The organism is Pseudomonas sp. NPDC090592 (assembly GCF_044769185.1).
Lineage (GTDB): Bacteria > Pseudomonadota > Gammaproteobacteria > Pseudomonadales > Pseudomonadaceae > Aquipseudomonas.
This window is the reverse complement of sequence record NZ_JBIVXJ010000037.1, coordinates 37569-58883: the sequence shown is the minus strand read 5'-3', so window position 1 is coordinate 58883 and position 21315 is coordinate 37569. Positions and strand designations below refer to the sequence as shown.

The 21315-nt window shown below is 59.8% G+C and carries 17 protein-coding genes; 9 read left to right on the top strand and 8 right to left on the bottom strand.

Annotated features, from left to right (window positions below; translation table 11 throughout):
- The 8 genes from ACIQUI_RS25075 to ACIQUI_RS25040 form a co-directional block, all read left to right on the top strand.
- Positions 1 to 1073, top strand: a 1073-nt coding sequence (locus ACIQUI_RS25075) for a type VI secretion system Vgr family protein (protein WP_403203341.1), incomplete at its 5' end; no start/stop codon positions are given.
- A 59-nt stretch (positions 1074 to 1132) separates the two neighbouring features.
- Positions 1133 to 1993, top strand: coding sequence for a hypothetical protein (locus ACIQUI_RS25070; RefSeq protein ID WP_403203340.1), 861 nt, complete (start codon positions 1133 to 1135; stop codon positions 1991 to 1993).
- Positions 1990 to 5202: a T6SS effector BTH_I2691 family protein gene (locus ACIQUI_RS25065; RefSeq protein ID WP_403203339.1), complete on the top strand. Its 3213-nt coding sequence runs from the start codon at positions 1990 to 1992 to the stop codon at positions 5200 to 5202. Before ACIQUI_RS25070 ends, ACIQUI_RS25065 begins: the two co-directional genes overlap by 4 nt.
- Positions 5195 to 6013 (top strand): DUF6708 domain-containing protein, encoded by an 819-nt coding sequence (locus ACIQUI_RS25060; RefSeq protein ID WP_403203338.1) that lies wholly within the window; start codon positions 5195 to 5197, stop codon positions 6011 to 6013. The genes ACIQUI_RS25065 and ACIQUI_RS25060 overlap by 8 nt, the downstream gene beginning before the upstream one ends.
- Positions 6010 to 6264 (top strand): PAAR domain-containing protein, encoded by a 255-nt coding sequence (locus ACIQUI_RS25055; RefSeq protein WP_403203337.1) that lies wholly within the window; start codon positions 6010 to 6012, stop codon positions 6262 to 6264. The genes ACIQUI_RS25060 and ACIQUI_RS25055 overlap by 4 nt, the downstream gene beginning before the upstream one ends.
- A gap of 193 nt (positions 6265 to 6457) precedes the next feature.
- The gene (locus ACIQUI_RS25050; protein ID WP_403203336.1) at positions 6458 to 9517 is read left to right on the top strand and encodes a T6SS effector BTH_I2691 family protein; all 3060 of its coding nucleotides are present in this window, start codon (positions 6458 to 6460) and stop codon (positions 9515 to 9517) included.
- 152 nt (positions 9518 to 9669) lie between these two features.
- On the top strand, positions 9670 to 10488 hold the full coding sequence (locus tag ACIQUI_RS25045; RefSeq protein ID WP_403203335.1) for a DUF6708 domain-containing protein: 819 nt from the start codon (positions 9670 to 9672) through the stop codon (positions 10486 to 10488).
- Positions 10485 to 10739 (top strand): PAAR domain-containing protein, encoded by a 255-nt coding sequence (locus ACIQUI_RS25040; RefSeq protein WP_403203334.1) that lies wholly within the window; start codon positions 10485 to 10487, stop codon positions 10737 to 10739. Before ACIQUI_RS25045 ends, ACIQUI_RS25040 begins: the two co-directional genes overlap by 4 nt.
- A 239-nt stretch (positions 10740 to 10978) precedes the next feature.
- On the opposite strand, the gene ACIQUI_RS25035 is transcribed toward ACIQUI_RS25040, so the two are convergent.
- Both ACIQUI_RS25035 and ACIQUI_RS25030 read right to left on the bottom strand, forming a co-directional pair.
- Positions 10979 to 11824, bottom strand: coding sequence for a TIGR03915 family putative DNA repair protein (locus tag ACIQUI_RS25035; RefSeq protein ID WP_403203333.1), 846 nt, complete (start codon positions 11822 to 11824; stop codon positions 10979 to 10981).
- On the bottom strand, positions 11815 to 13035 hold the full coding sequence (locus ACIQUI_RS25030) for a putative DNA modification/repair radical SAM protein (protein WP_403203332.1): 1221 nt from the start codon (positions 13033 to 13035) through the stop codon (positions 11815 to 11817). The genes ACIQUI_RS25035 and ACIQUI_RS25030 overlap by 10 nt, the downstream gene beginning before the upstream one ends.
- Before the next feature lie 151 nt (positions 13036 to 13186).
- On the opposite strand from ACIQUI_RS25030, the gene mqo reads away from it, so the two are divergent.
- Complete coding sequence (gene mqo / locus ACIQUI_RS25025) at positions 13187 to 14764, top strand: malate dehydrogenase (quinone) (protein WP_403203331.1); 1578 nt, start codon at positions 13187 to 13189, stop codon at positions 14762 to 14764.
- A 168-nt stretch (positions 14765 to 14932) separates the two neighbouring features.
- Here mqo and ACIQUI_RS25020 read toward each other — a convergent pair whose 3' ends face one another.
- The 6 genes from ACIQUI_RS25020 to ACIQUI_RS24995 all read right to left on the bottom strand — a co-directional run bounded on the left by ACIQUI_RS25020 (position 14933) and on the right by ACIQUI_RS24995 (position 21302).
- Positions 14933 to 16453: an ArnT family glycosyltransferase gene (locus ACIQUI_RS25020; RefSeq protein WP_403203330.1), complete on the bottom strand. Its 1521-nt coding sequence runs from the start codon at positions 16451 to 16453 to the stop codon at positions 14933 to 14935.
- Positions 16454 to 16456: 3 nt separating this feature from the next.
- On the bottom strand, positions 16457 to 16729 hold the full coding sequence (locus tag ACIQUI_RS25015; protein WP_016486575.1) for a lipid-A-disaccharide synthase N-terminal domain-containing protein: 273 nt from the start codon (positions 16727 to 16729) through the stop codon (positions 16457 to 16459).
- Entirely contained in the window at positions 16726 to 17469 is a 744-nt protein-coding gene (locus ACIQUI_RS25010) for a glycosyltransferase family 2 protein (protein ID WP_403203329.1), read from the bottom strand. The genes ACIQUI_RS25015 and ACIQUI_RS25010 overlap by 4 nt, the downstream gene beginning before the upstream one ends.
- Positions 17470 to 17503: 34 nt before the next feature.
- Positions 17504 to 18478, bottom strand: coding sequence for an NAD-dependent epimerase/dehydratase family protein (locus ACIQUI_RS25005; protein WP_403203328.1), 975 nt, complete (start codon positions 18476 to 18478; stop codon positions 17504 to 17506).
- The gene (locus tag ACIQUI_RS25000; protein ID WP_403203327.1) at positions 18466 to 19803 is read right to left on the bottom strand and encodes a UDP-glucose dehydrogenase family protein; all 1338 of its coding nucleotides are present in this window, start codon (positions 19801 to 19803) and stop codon (positions 18466 to 18468) included. The genes ACIQUI_RS25005 and ACIQUI_RS25000 overlap by 13 nt, the downstream gene beginning before the upstream one ends.
- A 254-nt stretch (positions 19804 to 20057) precedes the next feature.
- Positions 20058 to 21302, bottom strand: coding sequence for a saccharopine dehydrogenase family protein (locus ACIQUI_RS24995; protein ID WP_403203326.1), 1245 nt, complete (start codon positions 21300 to 21302; stop codon positions 20058 to 20060).
- Between the last annotated feature and the right edge of the window lie 13 nt (positions 21303 to 21315).

Genomic DNA, 21315 nt, shown 5'->3' with positions numbered 1-21315 from the left:
ATTGGCGGGCCAGCCGCGTGCACCACGAGGGCAGCCAGTTCACCAGCTTGCAGGAGGAAGCGGCAGGTGCGCAGCAAGGCACGCACTACAGGCAGGAAACCGTACTGGTACCCGGCAGAGTCGAATGGCGCCCGGCGCCCTTGCCCCGGCCACGCATCGACGGGCCGCACATGGCCACGGTGGTCGGGCCGAAGGGTGAGGAGATCTACTGCGACCAATGGGGCCGGGTGAAGGTCAGCTTCCCCTGGGACCGGGAAAGCCAGGGCAACGAGTTCAGCTCCTGCTGGGTGCGCGTGTCGCAGGGCTGGGCCGGTGGTAGCTGGGGCTCGATGGCCATTCCGCGCATCGGCCAGGACGTGATCATCCAGTACGTCAACGGCGACCCGGACCAACCGATGATCACCGGGCGGACCTACTGCGGTAACCAGTTGCCGCCCTATGACCTGCCAGAGCACAAGACGCGCATGACCATCAAGAGCCAGACCCATAAAGGCGACGGCTACAACGAACTGCGTTTCGAGGATGAGTTGGGCAAAGAGGAAGTGTTCATCCATGCCCAGCGGGACCAGAACAATGTGGTCGGCCATGATGAGACCACACGTGTGGGGCGTAACCGTATCGAGCAGGTCGGCAATGATGAGCACCTGAGCATCGGCAACAGCTTCCGCCAGGAAACGGCCTACAACCATACCCAGGTCATAGGGCAAAACAGCCTTTTGGACATCAAGTGCGACCTGGTCGAACAGGTGGGTAACAACCACACCGAAACAACGGGCGCCAACCATCGCGTTGTCATCGGTAACAACAGCGAGCTTGTGGTCAAAGGGGCTCAATCAATCAGCGTCGGGCAGGGGGTGCAGCAACGCACGACGGTCTTCAGGTTGCTGGCCAGTGAACGTATCGAATTCACGAGCCCTGGCGGCAGCATCGTGCTGGATGCGCGGGGCATTACCATCAATGGCCTGACACTTGACCTGAAAGGGCAGACCAAGGCTGTTGCGAAAGGGGATGGCAATAGCCAGTCACTTGAGCTTACAGCTGATGGCAGCAACAAGTGCGAGGTCAAGGCATGAGTGTCGAAAGCCTGGCTAGCCGCATCGAAGGGCATCACGCGGCGCACCTGCATTGCCATGTGCTGATAGACCCGCTGGCGATCGCGGGGAAAAGCGACCATGCCTTGCTCGCAAACCTGTGCGAAACCTTGGGTGCGTCTGCATTGACTCGCGTGTACAGGGCCGATCTGGTCCACGCACCTCACCTGCACCCAGTACTGGCTTGCCTGGCTTCACCCGGAACGATGCCCAGCCGTGAGTTGCTGGAGCTGACTGCGCGTGCAGCGTACAAAGGGCTGCACCAGCACCGGCGCTACCTGTGTGGCTGGCTGTTCAGCGAAGCAGCGTCGGCCACGGTAGCCGCCCATCTCACCACCATGTGCCGAATACCCGATGCCAAGCGGGAATTCAGCATTCACCCGGTCTATGAACCCGTTCGCCTGGAGCTGCTCGCGGCGACGTTCAAGCAGGTCGAGCATGGCCCGTGGTGGCCGATCAACAACTGGTTGTTCCTGAGCAGTGGTGGAAGGCTGGCTCACCTCAAGGGGCAGGGCGGGCAGCGGTATTCTTTGCCGGAGCCTGCACTGCGTATTCAGGGTGATGTGAAGATGATCGAACAGGTGCTCGCGGCCTGGAGGGGGTTGAGGGCTGGTTCATCCCTGATGAACCAGCGCGAGATTCCGCCCTTCGCGGCCGTAAGCGCCTCCAACTTCATCGATGACGCTCGCATGCTGGGCTTGAGCGCGACACATGACATTCAGGTGTTCGCCCTCTATCACCTCTGCCTTCACTCCCGCCTGCATACCGTACCCGCCGTTCGCAGCATGATTGACGCAGCTGCCAAAGGACAACGGCCGCTCAGGTCGATGTTTGCCCAGTACTCCGATGAGCAATGGCAACGCACGGTTTACAGCCTGCGTGGATCCGAGGAGCGCCAATGAGTATCAATGAAGCCGTAACCCTAGCGCTGGCAGAAGCTGCGCTCCCCCACGACCAGTGCATGGCCTGCGAACGGCAAGGCCTGCCGATCCTGCCCCTGCGCCGCGCCTTGGTGCCGGACACCCGGCCGCAGTGCCTCACCACCGTGGCCGGCAGCCTGCATATCTCGGCCAAGCTGGGCGTGCGCACCTTGCGCATGGGGTATCTGTATGTGCTGCTCGACCAGCAGGTCTGGCATGCCTACGAAGTCAGTGAGCAGGGCCACCTGCGCCGCTTCAATCCCTACGAGCCCTCAGATGGCCTGCCTGCATCGCTGCCGGAAAAATGTACGAATGAAAACCATGACATTCCCTCGTCCTTCCTGAACATCGATACCGACCAATATGGCAGCGCCTGGCTGGCCTTCTCCAGCGACCCTTGGCCGGTGAGTGTGCTGAATGCCTACAAGAAGGGCCAGGCGCCTGCGCACCGCTTCGAAGGGGTGGACCTGAGCCAGGCACGCAACAATCCTGAGTTGGTAGGCATCGCCATGACGCCTGACAATTTGCAGGTCGACAAGGAAGTGTTCGAGTACGCGCAGCACGGGTGTTCGCCGTTCGACAGTGCGCATGGCTTTCACACCCGCTGGCTGCGACGGTTTGCCCTGAAGGGGTACCTGGTCAATGCGATCAACCGGCACAAGCTGGAGAATGGCGTGCTGGCGGTGGTGCTCGATGACACCGTTGGTTTGATTCAGGAGTTCAACCACCAGCGTTTGAACTGGGTGGTGAAACGCCAGGTCTGGCGCGAAGACCCGATGCGGGCGTACCAGTTACAGACCTCGCAGATCCTGCAAGTCATCCGCGCCACGCACCGGGAATGGGCGGCGCAGAAGGTACCTTCACTGGAACCGATGGCGGGTAGAGGACCGTTTGTTCCTATCGATCCGACGCTGGACCGACCGCGTATGGTCGAGCAGGCACAGAAGGACAGCGACGATAAACTCGAACAGCGCTACCACGAACCGCAACGGGCAGCGTTCCAGGCCGAGTACGACCAGCAAGAAATCGAGTTTCAAGGTTACATCGACAAGAATACGCGCGCCTATGCTGCGCTGTTCGACACGCCCATGTTCAAGGTGGCCGAGCAGTACGACTACGACGGTGGTCATCGTGAGTCTGGCGTGGCGTACGCCAAGACCATGGCGCTGTGCCTGGGGGGCGGCATTACCGAGGCGGTGGCGCCCGATGCAATGCCTGCGGCTGGTACCAGTGAAACGCTCTGGCTGAAATGGCTGCAAGACCCCGATAGCCCCCCTTATCGCGCGTTGCTGATGCGCGACCGCGCGTTGCTGGCCGGGCTGCTCCCCAGCTTCTCCGCTGCCGACCCGATCAACTGGAACGACAGCGACAAACTCTACGCCATGCTGAGCAAGATCATCGCCAGCGACGACGCCGGCTTGCGCATGCGCAACACACTCAAGCAGGCCATCGCTGAAACCCAGGGTGCCCTCAACGCCGCCAGCCAGCGCCTGGCACCTCGCTTGCCAGCGGGCATCCAGAACGCTGTGCGGCACCTGAACAGCGCGACGCAGTATCTCTACAACGGCGTGCACCTGATCGAACTGGAAGTGAAGATGAAGCTGGGCGAGTACTACGCCCTGCAAAGTGCGCACTTGCGCGAGTTGCAGCACAAGGCCAATGCCTCGATTGCCGAAGCGCGGGACCGGATGCATCGCAATATCGATGACATAGACATTCATTCAACGAAGGCCTGGAACAAGGTACGGCCGATCATGCAGCACGGGCTGATGAGCCTGGCCGTGCTTGATCCGCGGTTTACCAACACCATGATCAGTGTGTCGGTGTGGGTCGAGGGCACAGCTGAGGAGGTGCGTGGCCGTTTGCTGGATGAAGCCAGTATCAAGGTGACCCAAGCGAGCAGCCTGGCGCAGCGGACCTTGGTGGATATCTCGGTGGCGGCGGGGACGCTGGAGGCGGATGCGCGAAAAGTGTTGAAGGACATGCGCATTACTTTGCAGCAGGCGGCGCAGTTGGTGCGAACCGGCTTTGGCGGGTTGCGAGGTGTGGCGGGAAGTTGGGAAGTATTGCTGGCGATTGGAGGGTTGTACTTGCAATCCGACAGCCTGGCCAGGAATCAGGAAAAAGCGGAAGTGGAAATTGGGCCCAAGGCACATGAGGCCAAGCTGGCGTTGCAAGGTTCGTTGTTGGGGATACTGGGCGGGCAGATTGAGTTGGTCGGACTGGCAATGCGATCCGGCGCCAAGTATACAAAGGCTCCTTGGACCCAGGGTGCGGCAGCAGTTGGAACAGCACTGGTTAAATTCGGCGCCTTATTCAGTGCAATAGCCGGAATTTTTGATACCGCACAAGCGATATCTGCTGCTAAGCGAGCTTCTGCTGGGGGAGATACTACAGCGTGGGTTTTTCACGTTACATCTGCAGTCTTTTACGGAGTAGGTGCTGCAGCGTTTGCTGGCGCTGTTTTCAAATCAATGATTTTAGGACCATTAGGCTTGGCTGTATTATTGAGCCTGACGGCGTATGCATTGAGCAAGCACGCTGAAAATAATGAGTCTTCAGCGTTAGAACGCTGGGTAAGGCGATGTTTTTTTGGAAGGGCCAATGAAACACCGGCAGTGCATTGGAATGCTCCTGAATACTCTGATATAGCGTTTGCAGAGCTGAATGCGGCAGTCCTTGGCGTTCAAGCAAAGTTCAATTTTGAGTCAAGCATCGTGACAGACCCGGCAGCGCCGAGGATTGGAGGACTAGTCGGTGTGATGACAGAACAGAAGCTAAGATTTCATGTGGCTTTGCCAAGTTATAGGGATGACACTTCTGCTTTTCGCTGGGAACTGACTCTTCATCGCTTCGGCGATGGAGAGTTTCCTGAGTACGAGGGTGGCGAGACCATTATTGTCGATGATTTTCACGCTATTACTGCAAGCGCTTTGTCGAATTCAGCTAGGTTTTCTAGTTTCGCCCCACCACGGATACCCGACTATAAAACTGACTTTACAATCTTAAAAAGCCGAAAAGAAGGAAGTCAGGAAGGTGTTAGTTGGTTGGATATCTCTGGAGTAGTAGAACTCATGCCTGCTATCGGCAGGCACTCCATAGTCGGAGCAACGCTGTTGGTTATGTATTGGCCAGATCGGACAGTTCCGAGTGCATATGTAGAGGTGTTAGAGCGAGGAAATAATGAATAAACGTGAATCAAAAGCCCAGTGGCAGCGAGGGCTCGGGTGGAGCTACGACTTGCCACATGTTAGCGAAAGGCCTGATCTCTGGTGTGGGGTGGGAACTGTAAAGCCTTCGCCAAATTATTACGACGACGTGTATCTAGAGTTGCCAAGGTCAACGTTCCTCTTAAGAGGAACGACGGCTTTGCTGATTGCCCCGATTTTGCTTTTTTGCGCTGGGCTAGTAGTGTGGCTATATTGGATATTATTTGTTGAGGGATTGTTGCGGGATTGGCTGATGAACGTGTTTTTGATACTAGGACCTCCGGCGGCTATCTGGTCTGTTCTTTCTTATGTGAAGTTAGACTTAGTAACCCCTAGAGACGAGCCAATCCGCTTTAATCGCCTGCGTCGAAAAATCTACATCTACGAGTTCAGGTACGACCGCATCTTCATTTTCAGCCGCAAACGCTGGGGCGTTAGGCCCGTCGCCTATAACTGGGATGATGTTACCGCTGAGGTCTACCGCGTCTACGCCCCTGGCCACGGCGGCCTGATCGAGAACGTCATGCTGTCAGTCCGTAATCCCGAAACCAACGAAGTCATCGACCGTGTCTTCTTCACTCATACCCTGGATCAGGGCGAAGCCTACTGGGCCATCGCCCGGCTGTTCATGCAACAAGGCCCCGAAGCGCTGCCAACATTCGTGCACCCACCCCGCGACTGGAACGATGACGATGGCCTTAGCCACATGCATTGCCTGGCGCCGAAAGTTCACTGGCCATTGGCGATTGATCTTGAATCCCGAACTGCACCGTCTGAAGGAGAAACCCTATGAGCCCGGTTGTGCTTGTAGGCCATCAACACCAATGTCCGCTGCATGGGGTTAACCAGGTGGAGAGCGGCAGTGCTACCTATACGTTCAACGGCAGGGCCGTTGCCAGGGTGGGCGACCGGACCACGTGTGGTGCGGTGATCGAGAGTGGGGCCGAGCATTTCCTGATCGAAGGTGCGGCGGTGGCGCGTAAAGGAGACCGGACGGATCATGGTGGTGTGCTGGAGGAGGGGGATGCTGGGTGGTTGCTGTGAGGGGGGTTGTAGAGAGGATATTGAAGTGGATGGCCCGGCAACGATGCCATCCACAACGCAGTATGCGTCATCACCCCAAGGCTCATTCACAGACGTTTCCTACAAGGTTTTAGGACGCCCCATGAACCTCCGGCAAGCGATTCCTCGTTAGTGTTCAGGGACCATCACGTTCCCTTTCCAAGCGAGGTCGCTTTTGACAATCAGCCAAACCATCGCCATTGCGCTTGCCGAAGCTGCGCTGCCGTACGACCAGTGCATGGCCTGCGAACGGCAAGGCCTGCCGATCCTGCCCCTGCGCCGCGCCCTGGTGCCGGACACCCGACCGCAGTGCCTCACCACCGTGGCCGGCAGCCTGCATATCTCGGCCAAACTGGGCGTGCGCACGTTGCGCATGGGGTATCTGTATGTGCTGCTCGACCAGAAGGTCTGGCATGCCTACGAAGTGAGTGAGCAGGGCCACCTGCGCCGCTTCAATCCCTACGAGCCGTCAGATGGCCTGCCTGCATCACTGCCGGAAAAGTGCACGAATGAAAACCACGACATTCCCTCGTCCTTCCTGAACATCGATACCGATCAATATGGCAGTGCCTGGCTGGCCTTCTCCAGCGACCCTTGGCCGGTGAGTGTGCTGAATGCCTACAAGAAGGGCCAGGCGCCTGCGCACCGCTTCGAAGGGGTGGACCTGACCCAGGCACGCAACAATCCTGAGTTGGTAGGCATCGCCATGACGCCTGACAATTTGCAGGTCGACAAGGAAGTGTTCGAGTACGCGCAGCACGGGTGTTCGCCGTTCGACAGTGCGCATGGGTTTCACACCCGCTGGCTGCGCCGGTTTGCCCTGAAGGGGTACCTGGTCAATGCGATGAATCGGCACAAGCTGGAGAATGGCGTGCTGGCGGTGGTGCTGGACGATACCGTTGGTTTGATTCAGGAGTTCAATCACCAGCGCTTGAGCTGGGTGGTGAAGCGCCAGGTCTGGCGCGAAGACCCGATGCGGGCCTATCAGTTACAGACCTCGCAGATCCTGCAGGTCATTCGCGCCACGCTCCGGGAGTGGGCCGCGCAGGATGTGCCTTCGTTGGAGCCGATGGCGGGCAGAGGGCCTTTTGTGCCGATTGATCCGGTGGTCGAGCGCCAGCGTATGGTCGAGCAAGCGTTGAAGGACAGTGACGATAAACTCGAACAGCGCTACCACGAACCGCAGCGCGCGGCGTTCCAGGCCGAGTACGACCAGCAAGAAATCGAGTTTCAGGGTTACATTGACAAGGATGCGCGCGCCTATGCTGCGATGTTCGACACGCCCATGTTCAAGGTGGCCGAGCAGTACGACTACGATGGCGGTCACCGTGAGTCCGGGGTGGCGTATGCCAAGACCATGGCGCTGTGCCTGGGCGGCGGTATCACCGAAGCTGTGGCACTCGATGCGGCTCCCGCAGCCGGCACGAGCGAAACGCTCTGGATGAAATGGCTGCAAGACCCCGATAGCCCCCCTTATCGCGCGTTGCTGATGCGCGACCGCGCGTTGCTGGCGGGGCTGCTCCACAGTTTCTCCGCTGCCGACGCGATCAACTGGAACGACAGCGACAAACTCTACGGCATGCTGAGCAAGGTCATCGCCAGCGACGACGCCGGCTTGCGCATGCGCAACACGCTCAAGCAGGCCATCGCTGAAACCCAGGGTGCCCTCAACGCCGCCAGTCAGCGCTTGGCACTCCGCTTGCCGTCAGGCATTCAGAACGCCGTGCGGCACCTGAACAGCGCGACGCAGTATCTCTATAACGGCGTGCACCTGATTGAACTGGAAGTGAAGATGAAGCTGGGCGAGTACTACGCCCTGCAAAGTGCGCACTTGCGCGAGTTGCAGCACAAGGCCAATGCCTCGATTGCCGAAGCGCGGGACCGGATGCATCGCAATATCGATGACATAGACATTCATTCAACGAAGGCCTGGAACAAGGTACGGCCGATCATGCAGCACGGGCTGATGAGCCTGGCCGTGCTTGATCCGCGGTTTACCCACACCATGATCAGTGTGTCGGTGTGGGTCGAGGGCACAGCTGAGGAAGTGCGTGGCCGTTTGCTGGATGAAGCCAGCATGAAGGTGACCCAAGCGAGCAGCTTGGCGCAGCGGACCTTGGTGGATATCTCGGTGGCGGCGGGGACGCTGGAGGCGGATGCGCGAAAAGTGTTGAAGGACATGCGCATTACTTCGCAGCAGGCGGCGCAGTTGGTGCGAACCGGCTTTGGCGGGTTGCGGGGTGTGGCAGGCAGTTGGGAGCTGCTATTGGCGATAGGTGGGTTGTACTTGCAGCATGACAGTTTGACCAGAAATCAGAAAAAAGCGGAAGCGGAGATTGGGCCAAAGGCTCATGAAGCACAGTTGGCGTTGCAAGGCTCAACGCTGGGAGTGCTTGGGGGGAATATCGAGGTGATTGGGCTAATCATGCGATCTGGTGTTGCTCACGTAAACATGCCGTGGACTAGAGGCTTCGCAATTGCTGGAGAGGTCTTGATAAAAGTCGGTGCGGTTATAAGTTCTGCGGCTGGCATTTTCGACATGGCTCAGGCAGTCGCTGCTGGTCAACGGGCTAAAGCATTTGGCGATAGTACGGCGCAAAAGCAGCATATGCTGGCTGCGACACTTTATGGTTCTGGATCTGTGGCCTTTGCAGTGGCGGTTATTAAAACGTCTTTGCTTGGCCCATTAGGTCTGGCTTTACTGCTGATGCTGGGAGCATACGCGCTAAGCAAGCATGCTGAAAAAAACGAATCTTCCCCGTTAGAGCGTTGGGCAAGGCGATGCTGCTTTGGAAGGGCGGGTGAAATGCCAGTTGTCCATTGGAAAACTCCTGAATACGCGGACATTGCGTTTGCAGAGCTCAACGCAGCCACGTTGGGTGTAACGGCTGCCTTGCATTTCGAGTCGACTATCAGTACCGATCCTACAGCGCCACGGATAGGAGGACTGATCGGCCTGGAAAGAGAGCAGAAACTGAAGTTTCAAATAATTTTACCCGGTTATAAAGAAGATATTTCAGCTTACCGTTGGAGTTTGATTTTACATCGGCGCGGAGATGGCGAGTTCCCTGAGTTCACGGGTGGGGAGCACATTCTTGCTGACGAGTATCATGCTTCATCTGTAGATCCTTTAACCAAGTTTGTTAATTTTTCAGGCTTCGCAGTTCCGCGGTTTCCTGACTATAAAAGCGGTTTTGGTTTTGATAAAAAAAATTCATGTTGCGGCAATGGATGAGGGTGGGGTCGTTAACTTAGAGGTGTCTGGAGTTGTGGGCCTTATGTCGACAATAGGAAGTCACTCCATTGTTGCATCTACATTACTGCTAATGTATTGGCCTGATCGAAATATTGATAGTGCATATGTCGAGGTGTGTAGTCGGGGGCTAAATGATTAATCGTGAACCAAAAGCATTATGGGAGCGAGCGATAGGCTGGAGCTACGACCTTCCGCACGTTGACGAGGTGCCAACACCGCGCTTCAGTGTAGGGGACATCAAGCCGCCGCCAAACCATATTGACGAGGTGTATCTGGAACTGCCTCGGTCCAGTATCGTTTTGCGTGGTGTTATAGCTTTGATCAGTATTCCTATTTTGATGTTTCAGATTTGTTTGATGTTATGGATGTACTGGGATTTTTTTAGTGGCGGTTGGTCGCATGATTGGTTGACTAGCGCTCTTGGTTTTTTAGTGCCGATTGTTTCGCTTTGGGCCATTATCCCATTTGCTAAATTGGACTTAGTGCTTCCAAGGGACGAACCAATCCGCTTCAATCGTCTACGACGAAAAATTTATATCTATCAATACCGATACCACTACTTTTACTTGTTCAGTCGTAAGCATTGGGGTGTAAAACCTGTCGCCTATAACTGGGATGACGTAACCGCCGAGGTCCACCGAATCTACGCCCCCGGCCACGGCGGCGTTATCGAAAACGTCAAGCTGTCTGTCCGCAACCCGGAAACCAAAGAAGTCATTGATCGCGTGGAATTCGCCTCCAACCTATATAAGGGCGAAGCCTACTGGGCCATCGCCCGGCTGTTCATGCAACAAGGCCCCGAAGCGCTGCCAACATTCGTGCACCCACCCCGTGACTGGAACGATGACGATGGCCTTAGCCACATGCATTGCCTGGCGCCGAAGGTTCACTGGCCAGTGGCGATTGATCTTGAATCCCGAACTGCACCGTCTGAAGGAGAAACCCTATGAGCCCGGTTGTACTTGTAGGCCACCAACACAAATGTCCGCTGCATGGGGTTAACCAAGTGGAGAGCGGCAGTGCTGCCTACACATTCAATGGCAGGCCGGTTGCCAGGGTAGGGGACCGGACAACCTGTGGTGCAGTGATTGAGGGTGGGGCTGAGCATTTCCTGATCGAAGGTGCGGCGGTCGCGCGTAAAGGAGACCGGACGGATCATGGTGGTGTGCTGGAGGAGGGGGATGCTGGTTGGTTGCTTTAACGGACAGGCATTGAAGTGGATGGCCCCGGCTACGCCGGTGTTCGCGGCTAAAGCCGCACAGGTACCGCGTTAGCGCAAAGCCAGCGCAGTACCTGTGGGAGCGGGCATGTCGAGGCGTCGAACCGCCGCGAAGCAGGCGACGCGGAGGATGGCACGGGCTTCGCCCGTGTTCGCGGGCGCGCCCGCTCCCACAGAGTAATCGCGTCAACTTTTAGATATTGCACGAGCCAATTGTTAGGTCAGTCACCTGCTGGTGCGTTGATCTGTTTGCCTGGTTTGGCGGCCACTTCCAGCGCCTGACCGTCCCGCTGCTTGCCTTGCCGGGCGAGGCCTTCCAGCTGCGGTATCAACATACCCTCCGGCAAATGCCGCCAGAACCGCCCGGGCATGTGCAGGCGCAGGGCATCGGGGTTGAGGCGGGCGGGGTTGAAGATGTGGCGGTAATAGGTGCGCCACAGTTCAGCGCCGGGGTCGTCGGCGTTGCGGGCCCATTGCTGCCAGTGCTCGGGGCACTGGCGTTGGTAATCGAAAACCTGGCCATCGAAGCGAATGCCATCCTGTGGCGTGGCGATCAACCAGCGCAAACGCCCCAGGCGGTCCGCAAAATGTGGGCTGGCACTTTCCAGAATGTCATGCGCGGGTTCGTGGTAAGCCACCAGATCCAGTTGCAGGCGCTCGGCCACCGCTTCTGGCAGCGGCACAAACCGCACAAAGGCATGCAGGTGATGCGCCTCGCGGGTGACTTGCTTGATGCGCCGGTGCAACTCACTGCCTAACCGGTCACCTGCCAGCATGGCCGTGCGGTCGCCATGAGCCACACGCCAGAGCACTTCGTACAACAGGTTCCAGCGCTGCTCGCCACGATAACGTGCAGCCTGTTCCAGCTGGCTCAGCAGCGCCGCCGGGACCTTTGCTCGAAAGGGCGCGGGGCCTTGTGGAAGCGGTGTCGGGACTGCCAGCAGGTCTGCCATCGGTCCTTGCGTCCATGTCACCTCTGACGGGTCGATACCATGCCCCAGTAGCGCCCGGGCCTGATCCCGCCAGATGGCAAACTGGTCATCGCAGTCAAGCGCAATCATCCCCACAACCCCATCTGCACCGGCGCCTGCGGTTCGCGCAAGCGCGCCCGCAGCAGGCCGCTGCGCAGCTCAGCCTGGGCCGGGCGGTAGTCGCTGGTGACGATGAACGGCCGTGCCTTGTCCAGCACGCAGCGCAGCTGGATGAGGTCGTCATAACGAATACGACGTTCCCGGCGTAATGCAACCAGGCGCTGCACGCTGCGCAGGCCGATGCCAGGGATGCGCGCCAACAGCGCCGGCTCGGCGCGGTTCACGTCCAGCGGGAAAACGTCGCGGTTGGCCAGTGCCCAAGCCAGCTTGGGGTCGATGTCCAGCGCCAGGTTACCGCTCTGGCCCAGCAGCTCACCCGCCTTGTAGCCGTAGCCGCGTAGCAGGAAATCGGCCTGGTACAGGCGGTGCTCGCGCAAAAGCGGAGGGGCAGCCAGGGGCACGCTGCCCGGGCTGTCGGGGATCGGGCTGAAGGCGGAGTAGTACACGCGCTTGAGGCCGTAGCCGTGGTACAGCGATTCGGCATTGCGTAGCAAGGTGCTGTCGTCGGTGCTGTCAGCACCAACGATGACCTGGGTGCTTTGCCCTGCGGGCGTGAAACGTGGGGCCTTGGGTTCGTTGGCCACGGCTTGCTGGCCCTGATGGATTACCCCCATGGCCTGGCGGATGGTATGCGCTTGTTTTTCCGGGGCCAGGCGCTTGAGGCTGGCGTCGGTGGGCAACTCGATGTTGACGCTGAGGCGGTCGGCCAGGCGGCCGGCTTCTTCGATCAGCAGCGGGTCGGCATCCGGGATGGTCTTGAGGTGAATGTAGCCGCGAAAGCCATGTTCTTCGCGCAGCAATCGGGCGACGCGAATCAACTGCTCCATGGTGTAGTCCGCCGAGCGGATGATGCCAGAGCTGAGGAACAGCCCGCTGATGCAGTTGCGCCGGTAGAAATCCAGCGTCAGGCGGACCACTTCCTCGGGCGTGAAGCGCGCGCGGGGTACGTTGCTGGAGCGGCGGTTGACGCAGTACTGGCAGTCGTACAGGCAGAAATTGGTCAGCAGCACCTTGAGCAGCGAAACGCAGCGGCCGTCGGGGGTGTAGCTGTGACAGATGCCCATGCCGTTGGTGGCGCCCAGGCCGTCCCCGCCGCGTGAATTGCGCTTGGGTGCACCGCTGCTGGCGCACGACGCGTCGTACTTGGCGGCGTCGGCCAGGATGCCGAGTTTGGCAATGAGTTGCATGGGACTGACTCGCTATACTGAATATTCGTACAGTATTTTGAGAATTCATGAATTGCAAGGGGCATGAAGCCCTGGATTGGACATACCCGAGTAAATCCGTCAGCTAAGCTTGTGCTGGACTTACGGACAGCAACGAGGCATGGGAGAGGTTATGAAAATCACCATCAAACCGGAACTGGCCCTGGCAGGGTTGGCCCTGGCATTCAGCATGCTCAACGCCCAGGCTGCGGAAACCAGAAAGGTAGATGTGATGCTGGTGGGCGGTGGCATCATGAGTTCTACCCTGGCCATCTGGCTCAACGAACTGGAGCCCGGCTGGTCGATGGAGATGGTCGAGCGCCTAGACAAGGTGGCCGAGGAAAGCTCCAACGGTTGGAACAACGCGGGCACCGGCCACTCGGCCCTGGCTGAACTCAACTACACGCCGGAAAAAGACGGCAAGATCGACATCAGCAAGGCCGTGGAGATCAACGAGTCATTCCAGATCACCCGCCAGTTCCTGGCCTGGCAGGTAAAGCAGGGCGTGCTGAAGAACCCGCATTCCTTCATCAACACCACCCCGCACATGAGTTTTGTCTGGGGCGACGACAACATCCGCTTCCTGAAAAAACGCTACGAGGCGCTACAGGCCAGCCCGTTGTTCAAGCCCATGCAGTATTCCGAAGACCACGAACAGATCCGCAAGTGGGTCCCTTTGATGATGGAGGGGCGCGACCCCAACCAGAAGCTGGCCGTGACCTGGACGCCGATCGGTACCGACGTCAACTTTGGCGAGATCACCCGGCAATACGTGGGTTACCTGCAGACACAGCCCAACTTCGACCTCAAGTTGTCGAGCGAGGTGCAGGACATTACCCGTAATGGTGACGGCTCCTGGCATGTCGAGTACAAGAACCTGAAGGATGGCAGCAAGTCAGCGACCGACGCCAAATTCCTGTTCATTGGTGCTGGCGGTGCGGCGTTGCCACTGCTGCAGAAGTCGGGCATCGACGAAGCCAAGGACTATGCCGGCTTCCCGGTTGGCGGTTCGTTCCTGGTCACCGATAACCCGGCCATCGCCCAGCGCCACATGGCCAAGGCCTACGGCATTGCCGCCACCGGTGCGCCGCCGATGTCGGTGCCGCACCTGGGCACCCGGGTGCTCGATGGTAAGCGCATGATCCTGTTCGGGCCGTTTGCCACCTTCTCGACCAAGTTCCTCAAACAAGGCTCGCTGCTCGACCTGCTTGCCAGCACCAGCGTGCACAACGCCTGGCCGATGGTGCGGGTGGGGGTACGCGAGTTCGACCTGGTGCAGTACCTGATTGGTCAGGTGCTGCAATCCGACAATGACCGTTTCGAAGCGCTGCGCACCTACTTCCCCGAGGCCAAGAAGGAAGACTGGCGGCTGTGGCAGGCCGGCCAGCGCGTGCAAATAATCAAGAAGGACGAGGCGTTGGGTGGCGTGCTCAAGCTCGGCACTGAAGTGGTCACATCCAGGGACGGCAGCATCGCCGGGTTGCTGGGGGCCTCGCCGGGTGCATCAACTGCACCTCCGATCATGCTCGATGTGCTGAACAAGGTGTTCAAGGACAAGGTGGCAACGCCGCAGTGGCAGGCCAAGTTCAAGCAGATCATCCCGTCCTATGGCATACGCCTGAATGACCACCCGGACCAGGTACAGAAGGAGTGGGCCTACACCAACGAGGTGTTGCAGCTTGATCCACCTGTGAGCGCCGTTACACCTTGACGATGTCAGTTGAGGCCGGTGAGGCCTCTGTGCGGCCCTTCGCGGGCACGCCCGCTCCCACAGGTGTAGCGCTGAGCCCAGAAAAGGCGCGATTCCTGTGGGAGCGGGCGTGCCCGCGAAGGGCTGCAGAGCAGCCCCAGTAAAGCCGGCAAACCTCGCTGGACCGTGTCAAGGCGTATTCGCCCAGGCGAAGTGGTAGACGTGGCTGGGAGCAGTAGCCGGGCACTGGCCGTTGTCGGCACCGGCACCCACCACATACCACTCGGCCCGTGAAGTCTCACCCAGCCTGCGCGCCTTGTCGGCACTGAAGCAGCGGCCCAGCTCGGAGGCTGGAATCAGGGCGAAGGCGCTGGGGTTGTGGCGCAGCCAGTAGGCCGCCCCATCCGCCTTGGATTGGCCGGTAAAACCGAAGTGCACGATGGGTTGTCGGGCGAACAGCCAGTGGCCCTCGCGCCAGTTGACCAGTACCAGCTGGGCACCGCCGGTGGCGCGCGCAGCTTCGCTCATCAAGGTGTCGTGCGGGTTGCGTCCTTCCTTGAGCGGCTCGACAAAGCCACGTGCAAACCACAGGGCAAACCACACCACTGCCACGGCGTTAAATGCGTTGCGCCAGCCCAGCCGGCGCTGAAACCAGTGTTTGAGCAACCATGGTACAAGCGGGGCGATGGCCAGCACCAGGCCAGGCAAGGCCGGGAAGATATACAGCTTGCGCTTGCCGCTGCTGAGGCTGAAAAACAGCAGCACCAGCGCTACCCAGCCGAGCAGCAGCAGGAAGCGCCCATCGTGCTTTTGCAACTGCCGGCGCCAGGCAGGCACCAGCCACGGCAGGGCCAGTACCAGCGGTAGCCAGTACTTGGGGATGACCTTGACGAAAAAGTACCAGAACGGTTCGCGATGGTCCCAGGCATTGGCATAGCGGCTGGCGGTCTGGCGCAGCAGGATTTCCTTCAGGTAGGCCAGCTCCGCCGCGCCACCGCCGTGGGCAATCGACACCAGCAGCGGCAGTAGCCACACAGCACAACCGGCCAGTAGGCACAGCAGCCCCAGGCTCCAGCGCCTCCCTTGGCCAGGCATGGCGACAACGCCGTGCCAGCGCTGGCGTACTGCCCAGGCATAAGGCAACAGCATCAGCGCCGGGACAAAGCCCACGCCCTTGCTGATGATGCCCAGGCCCATGGCCGCACAGGCCAGGTAGAACCACCCCCACGCAGGCCCTAGCAGCAGGTGGCGCACCATGCCGTAAAAACCCAGCGCCACCCACAGGCACAGGAAACTGTCGATCTGCCCGGTGCGCAAGATGCTGTAGCTCTGGTAAGTGGCCAGGAACAGCAGGGCGGCAATCATGCCGACACGCCGGTTCCACAGGCGCCGCCCCAGATCATGCAGCACCCAGGTAATGGTCGCCGCCGACAGCAGCCCCGGGATGTAGAGGGCGACCTTGGGCGAGCCGGTCAGCTGGCTGAACAGGGCCACGGTCCACATGAACAGCGGTGGTTTGTCGCCGTAGATTTCCGCAGCCCGGTGCGGGATGAACCAGTTGCCGCTTTGCAGCATTTCCAGGGCCACGCCCAGAAAGCGCTCTTCATCCACATTCATCGGCTGACGCCAGCCGATTCCTGCGCCTACCAGCAATACCGCGAGGGCGATCAGGGCCAGGCGCTCGGCCCCAGGCGTCTTGAAGCTTGGCAAGGGCTATTCCTTCTGTTCCTGGTGGCGGGCGATCAGCTGCAGGTTGCGCAGGTAAACCAGAAAGCCGAAGCTCTGGCCGATGATGAACACCGGGTCCTGGCGGTAGATGGCGTAGGTCAGCAGCAACGCGCTGCCAAGCATGCTGAGGTACCAGAAACCTACCGGGATCACGCTGCGGCGCTTGAACTCGCTGTACAGCCATTGCAGCACGAAGCGCCCGGTGAACACCGCCTGGCCGGCGAAGCCGATGATAAGCCACAGGGTTTCGCGGGTCATCCCTCAAGCTCCTGGGGTTGGCTGCCCAGGCGGGTGCGGCGGATCAGCCACCACACCCCGAACAGGTCGACGATGCCGACCAGCGCACGGTCCAGGTTGCCGTAATTGGACACCCCGGCATGGCGCGGCCGGTGGTTGACCGGGTGCACCAGCATGCGGCCGTTGTGGCGCAGGATCAGCGCCGGGATGAAACGGTGCATATGGTCGAAGTAGGGCAGGCGCAGGAAGGCGGTGCGTTCGATCAGCTTCAGCCCACAGCCGGTGTCTGGCGTGGCGTCCTTGAGCAAGCGGCTGCGCAGCCCGTTGGCAAAGCGTGAAGCCCAGCGCTTGCTGGCGCTGTCGCGGCGGTTGACCCGGTGCCCGGCCACCAGCTTCACGCCGCCCGCCAGGTCCTGATTGGCACGCACCAGGGCCAGCATGCCGGGGATGTCGGCGGGGTCGTTCTGGCCGTCGCCGTCGAGGGTGGCCAGCCATTGGCCGCGGGCTGCCTGCGCGGCATGCCACAGGGCGGTACTCTGGCCCAACGATCGGTCGTGTCGCAGTATGCGCAGTTGTGTGTAACCCTGGCTTTTCAGTTGCTGCAGCACGCCCAGGGTGCGGTCGCTGCTACCGTCATCGACCACCAGTACTTCATGGTTTACGGCCGCCAGAGCGGTGCGGATTTCCATCAACAGTGACGGCAGGTTGTCGACCTCGTTCCGGGCGGGGATCAGTACCGAGAGGTCAAGTGGGTCTGTCATGAGGCTACCTGTGATCTTGTTGTGATTGCGTGGCTCAAACCCGGTAGAAATCCCGGTACCAGCCAACGAAAGCGTTAACGCCGTGTTCCAGCGACGTGCCCGGGGTGAAGTCGATCCAGCGTGCCAGTGAGCTCACATCGGCCCAGGTTTCAAGCGCGTCGCCTGCTTGCAGCGGCAGGTACTCGCGCCGGGCCTTGATGCCCAATGCATCCTCCAGGCATTCGACGAAGTGCAGCAGCCGTACCGGTTGGCCGCGGCCGATGTTGAACAACTGGCAGGGCGGTTGCCCGTGGGCAGGCTGTGGCGGCTTCAGGCGCAGGCGCAGGATGCTTTCGACAATGTCGTCGATGTAGGTGAAATCACGCCCCATCAAACCGTTGTTGTAGATTTCGATCGGGCGGCCTTCGAGCATGGCGCGGGTAAACTTGAACAGCGCCATGTCGGGGCGCCCCCAAGGCCCGTAAACGGTGAAAAAGCGCAAGCCGGTGGCGGGTAACCGGTACAAGTGCGCGTAGCTGTGCGCCATCAGTTCGTTGGCGCGCTTGCTGGCAGCGTACAGCGACACCGGTTGCTCGACCGGGTCGTCGACGCTGAATGGCAGCTTGGTGTTGGCGCCGTACACTGAGCTGCTGGAGGCGTAGATCAGGTGGCGTGGTGGTTGCTGGCGGCAGGCTTCGAGCACATTGAGGAAGCCGACCAGGTTGGCCTGGCCGTACGCGCCGGGGTTGTCCAGCGAATAGCGCACCCCGGCCTGGGCCGCCAGGTGGATCACTTCGCTGAATGCCTGCCCGCTGAACAGCTGTTGCAGGTCGCTGGCGTTGGCGATATCGAGGTGCTGGAAGCGGAAATGGGGGAAGCCGGTCAACTGCTGCAGACGCGCCTGTTTCAGCTCGACGCTGTAGTAGGCATTGAGGTTGTCGATACCAACCACCTCGATGCCCGCCTCGCACAGCCGGCGTGCGAGATGGAAACCGATGAAACCGGCCACGCCGGTAATCAGTACGGGCATGCTGGCTGCACCTGGCCACGGCCGATACCGTAGTAAGTCAGGCCGGCAGCGGCCATGTGCTCGGGCTCGAACAGGTTGCGCCCGTCGAACACAACGCGGTCTGCCAGCAGGTGCGGCACCTTGTCCAGGTTGAGTACGCGGTAGTCCTGCCACTCGGTGACGATCACCAACGCGTCGGCACCCTCCAGTGCATCGTCCTTGCACGGTACCAGTTGCAGGTCGGTACGCGGGCCGTAGTGCTGCTGTATTGCTTCCATCGCCTGCGGGTCGTGGGCCTGTACCCGCGCGCCAGCGGCCCACAGCGCTTCCAGCAAGACCCGGCTGGAGGCCTCGCGGATGTCATTGGTGTTGGGTTTGAACGACAGCCCCCACAAGGCAAATACCTTGCCCCGCAGGCCATCGGGGTAGTGCCGCTGGATCTTGCTGAACAGCCGGCCCTTCTGCTGCTCGTTGACCGACTCCACCGCGCGCAGCAGTTGCGCCTCGAAGCCTTCTGCCTCGGCGCTACGGCGCAGGGCTTGCAGGTCCTTGGGGAAGCACGAGCCGCCAAAGCCGCAGCCGGCGTAGATGAAGTCGTAGCCGATGCGCGGGTCGGAACCGATGCCGCGGCGCACCATCTCGATGTCGGCCCCCAGGTGCTCGGCCAGGTTGGCGATTTCGTTGATGAAGGATATCTTGGTCGCCAGCATGCAGTTGGCCGCGTACTTGGTCAGTTCGGCGCTGCGGGCATCCATCACCATGAGTTTTTCGCGGTTGCGGCTGAAGGGCAGGTACAGCTCACGCAGCAGTTCCACTTCTGCCGGTTCTGCGCCGCCGATGATGATGCGCTCCGGGCGCATGCAATCATCCACGGCAGAGCCTTCCTTGAGAAACTCCGGGTTGCTGATGACCTGGAAGTGGCTGGCGTCGGCGCCAGCCTGGGCGATATGTGCCTTGATGCGATGCACCGTGCCGACCGGCACGGTGGATTTGTTGACGATCACTTTAGGCCCATCGGCATGCTCGAGGATGCTGTCGACCACGGCAAACACATGCTTGAGGTCGGCGCTGCCATCGGCTTGTGGTGGGGTACCGACAGCGATGAACTGCAACCTGGCGTAGCTGGCTGCTTTGCCGGCATCGGTGGTAAAACGCAGGCGACCGCAGGCCAGGTTTTTCTCCAGCATTGGCGCAAGGCCGGGCTCGAAGATCGGGCAGTGGCCTTCATTGAGGGTGGCAACCCGCTCGGCGTCGACGTCCATGCACAACACGGAGTGGCCCACCTGGGCCAGGCACACTGCCTGGGTCAGGCCGACATAGCCGGTACCGAAAACCGTGACCTTCATCGTTCAGCTCCTTGATAAGAAAGCTGAAAAAAAATGTCACATCGTTGTTTAGGTATTGTTACTTGAGCAGGCTGGTTTTGACCGCCGGGAGGAGGGTATAGCCTGTACCGGCCCTTTCGCGGGCACGCCCGCTCCCACAGGTTCCGCACAGGCTTTGGGCATTGTGTGATCCCTGTGGGAGCGGGCGAGCCCGCGAAAGGGCCGGGCCTGGAAAAGCAGAAAGGGCGCCACGTGGCGCCCCTTCTGTTTACCGCTTAGGCTTCAGCGTCCCAAGGACGATCGCCTTTTTCATCTTTCACGCGGGTCGGCAGGCCCATCACGTCCAGTGCCTTGAGGAACGGCTCGGCTGGCAGCTCCTCGACGTTGACCATGCGCTTGGCATCCCACTCGCCACGGGCAACCAGCAGGGCAGCAGCCACCGGCGGTACGCCGGCAGTGTAGGAAATGCCCTGGCTGTCGGTCTCGGCGTAGGCTTCTTCGTGGTCGGCCACGTTGTAGATGAAGACTTCGCGCGGCTGGCCATCCTTGGTGCCCTTGACCAGGTCACCAATGCAGGTCTTGCCGGTGTAGCCAGGCGCCAGCGAGGCTGGATCTGGCAGTACGGCCTTCACCACCTTCAGCGGCACCACTTCCAGGCCTTCGGCGGTTTTCACCGGCTGCTCGCTGAGCAGGCCCAGGTTTTTCAGCACGGTGAACACGTTGATGTAGTGTTCGCCGAAGCTCATCCAGAAACGCACGTTCGGCACGTTGAGGTTCTTCGAAATCGAGTGAACTTCGTCGTGACCCGTCAGGTACAGGTTTTGCGAACCTACCACGGGCAGGTCGTCGGTACGCTTGACTTCGAACATGGTGTTGCTGGTCCACTGGCTGTTCTGCCAGCTCCATACTTGCCCGGTGAACTCGCGGAAGTTGATTTCCGGGTCGAAGTTGGTGGCAAAGTACTTGCCATGCGAACCGGCATTGACGTCGAGAATGTCGATCGAATCAATGCTGTCGAAATACTGCTGCTGCGCAAGTTTTGCGTAGCTGTTCACCACACCCGGGTCGAAACCGACGCCGAGAATGGCGGTAATGTCCTTTTGTTGGCACTCTTCGAGGTGTTTCCACTCGTAGTTGCCGTACCACGGCGGGGTTTCGCAGATCTTGCCCGGCTCTTCGTGGATGGCGGTGTCCAGGTAGGCGACACCGGTATCGATGCAGGCACGCAGCACCGACATGTTGAGGAACGCTGAACCGACGTTGATCACGATCTGCGATTCGGTCTCGCGGATCAGTGCCTTGGTCGCCTCGACATCGAGGGCGTTGAGCGAGAAGGCCTGGATGTCGGCGGGTACCTTGAGGCTACCCTTGGCCTTGACGCTGTCGATGATGGCCTGGCATTTGGAGATGTTCCGTGACGCGATAGCGATACGACCCAGTTCGTCGTTATGCTGCGCGCACTTGTGGGCCACCACCTTGGCGACACCTCCTGCACCAATGATAAGAACGTTCTTCTTCAATTTACCTTTTGCT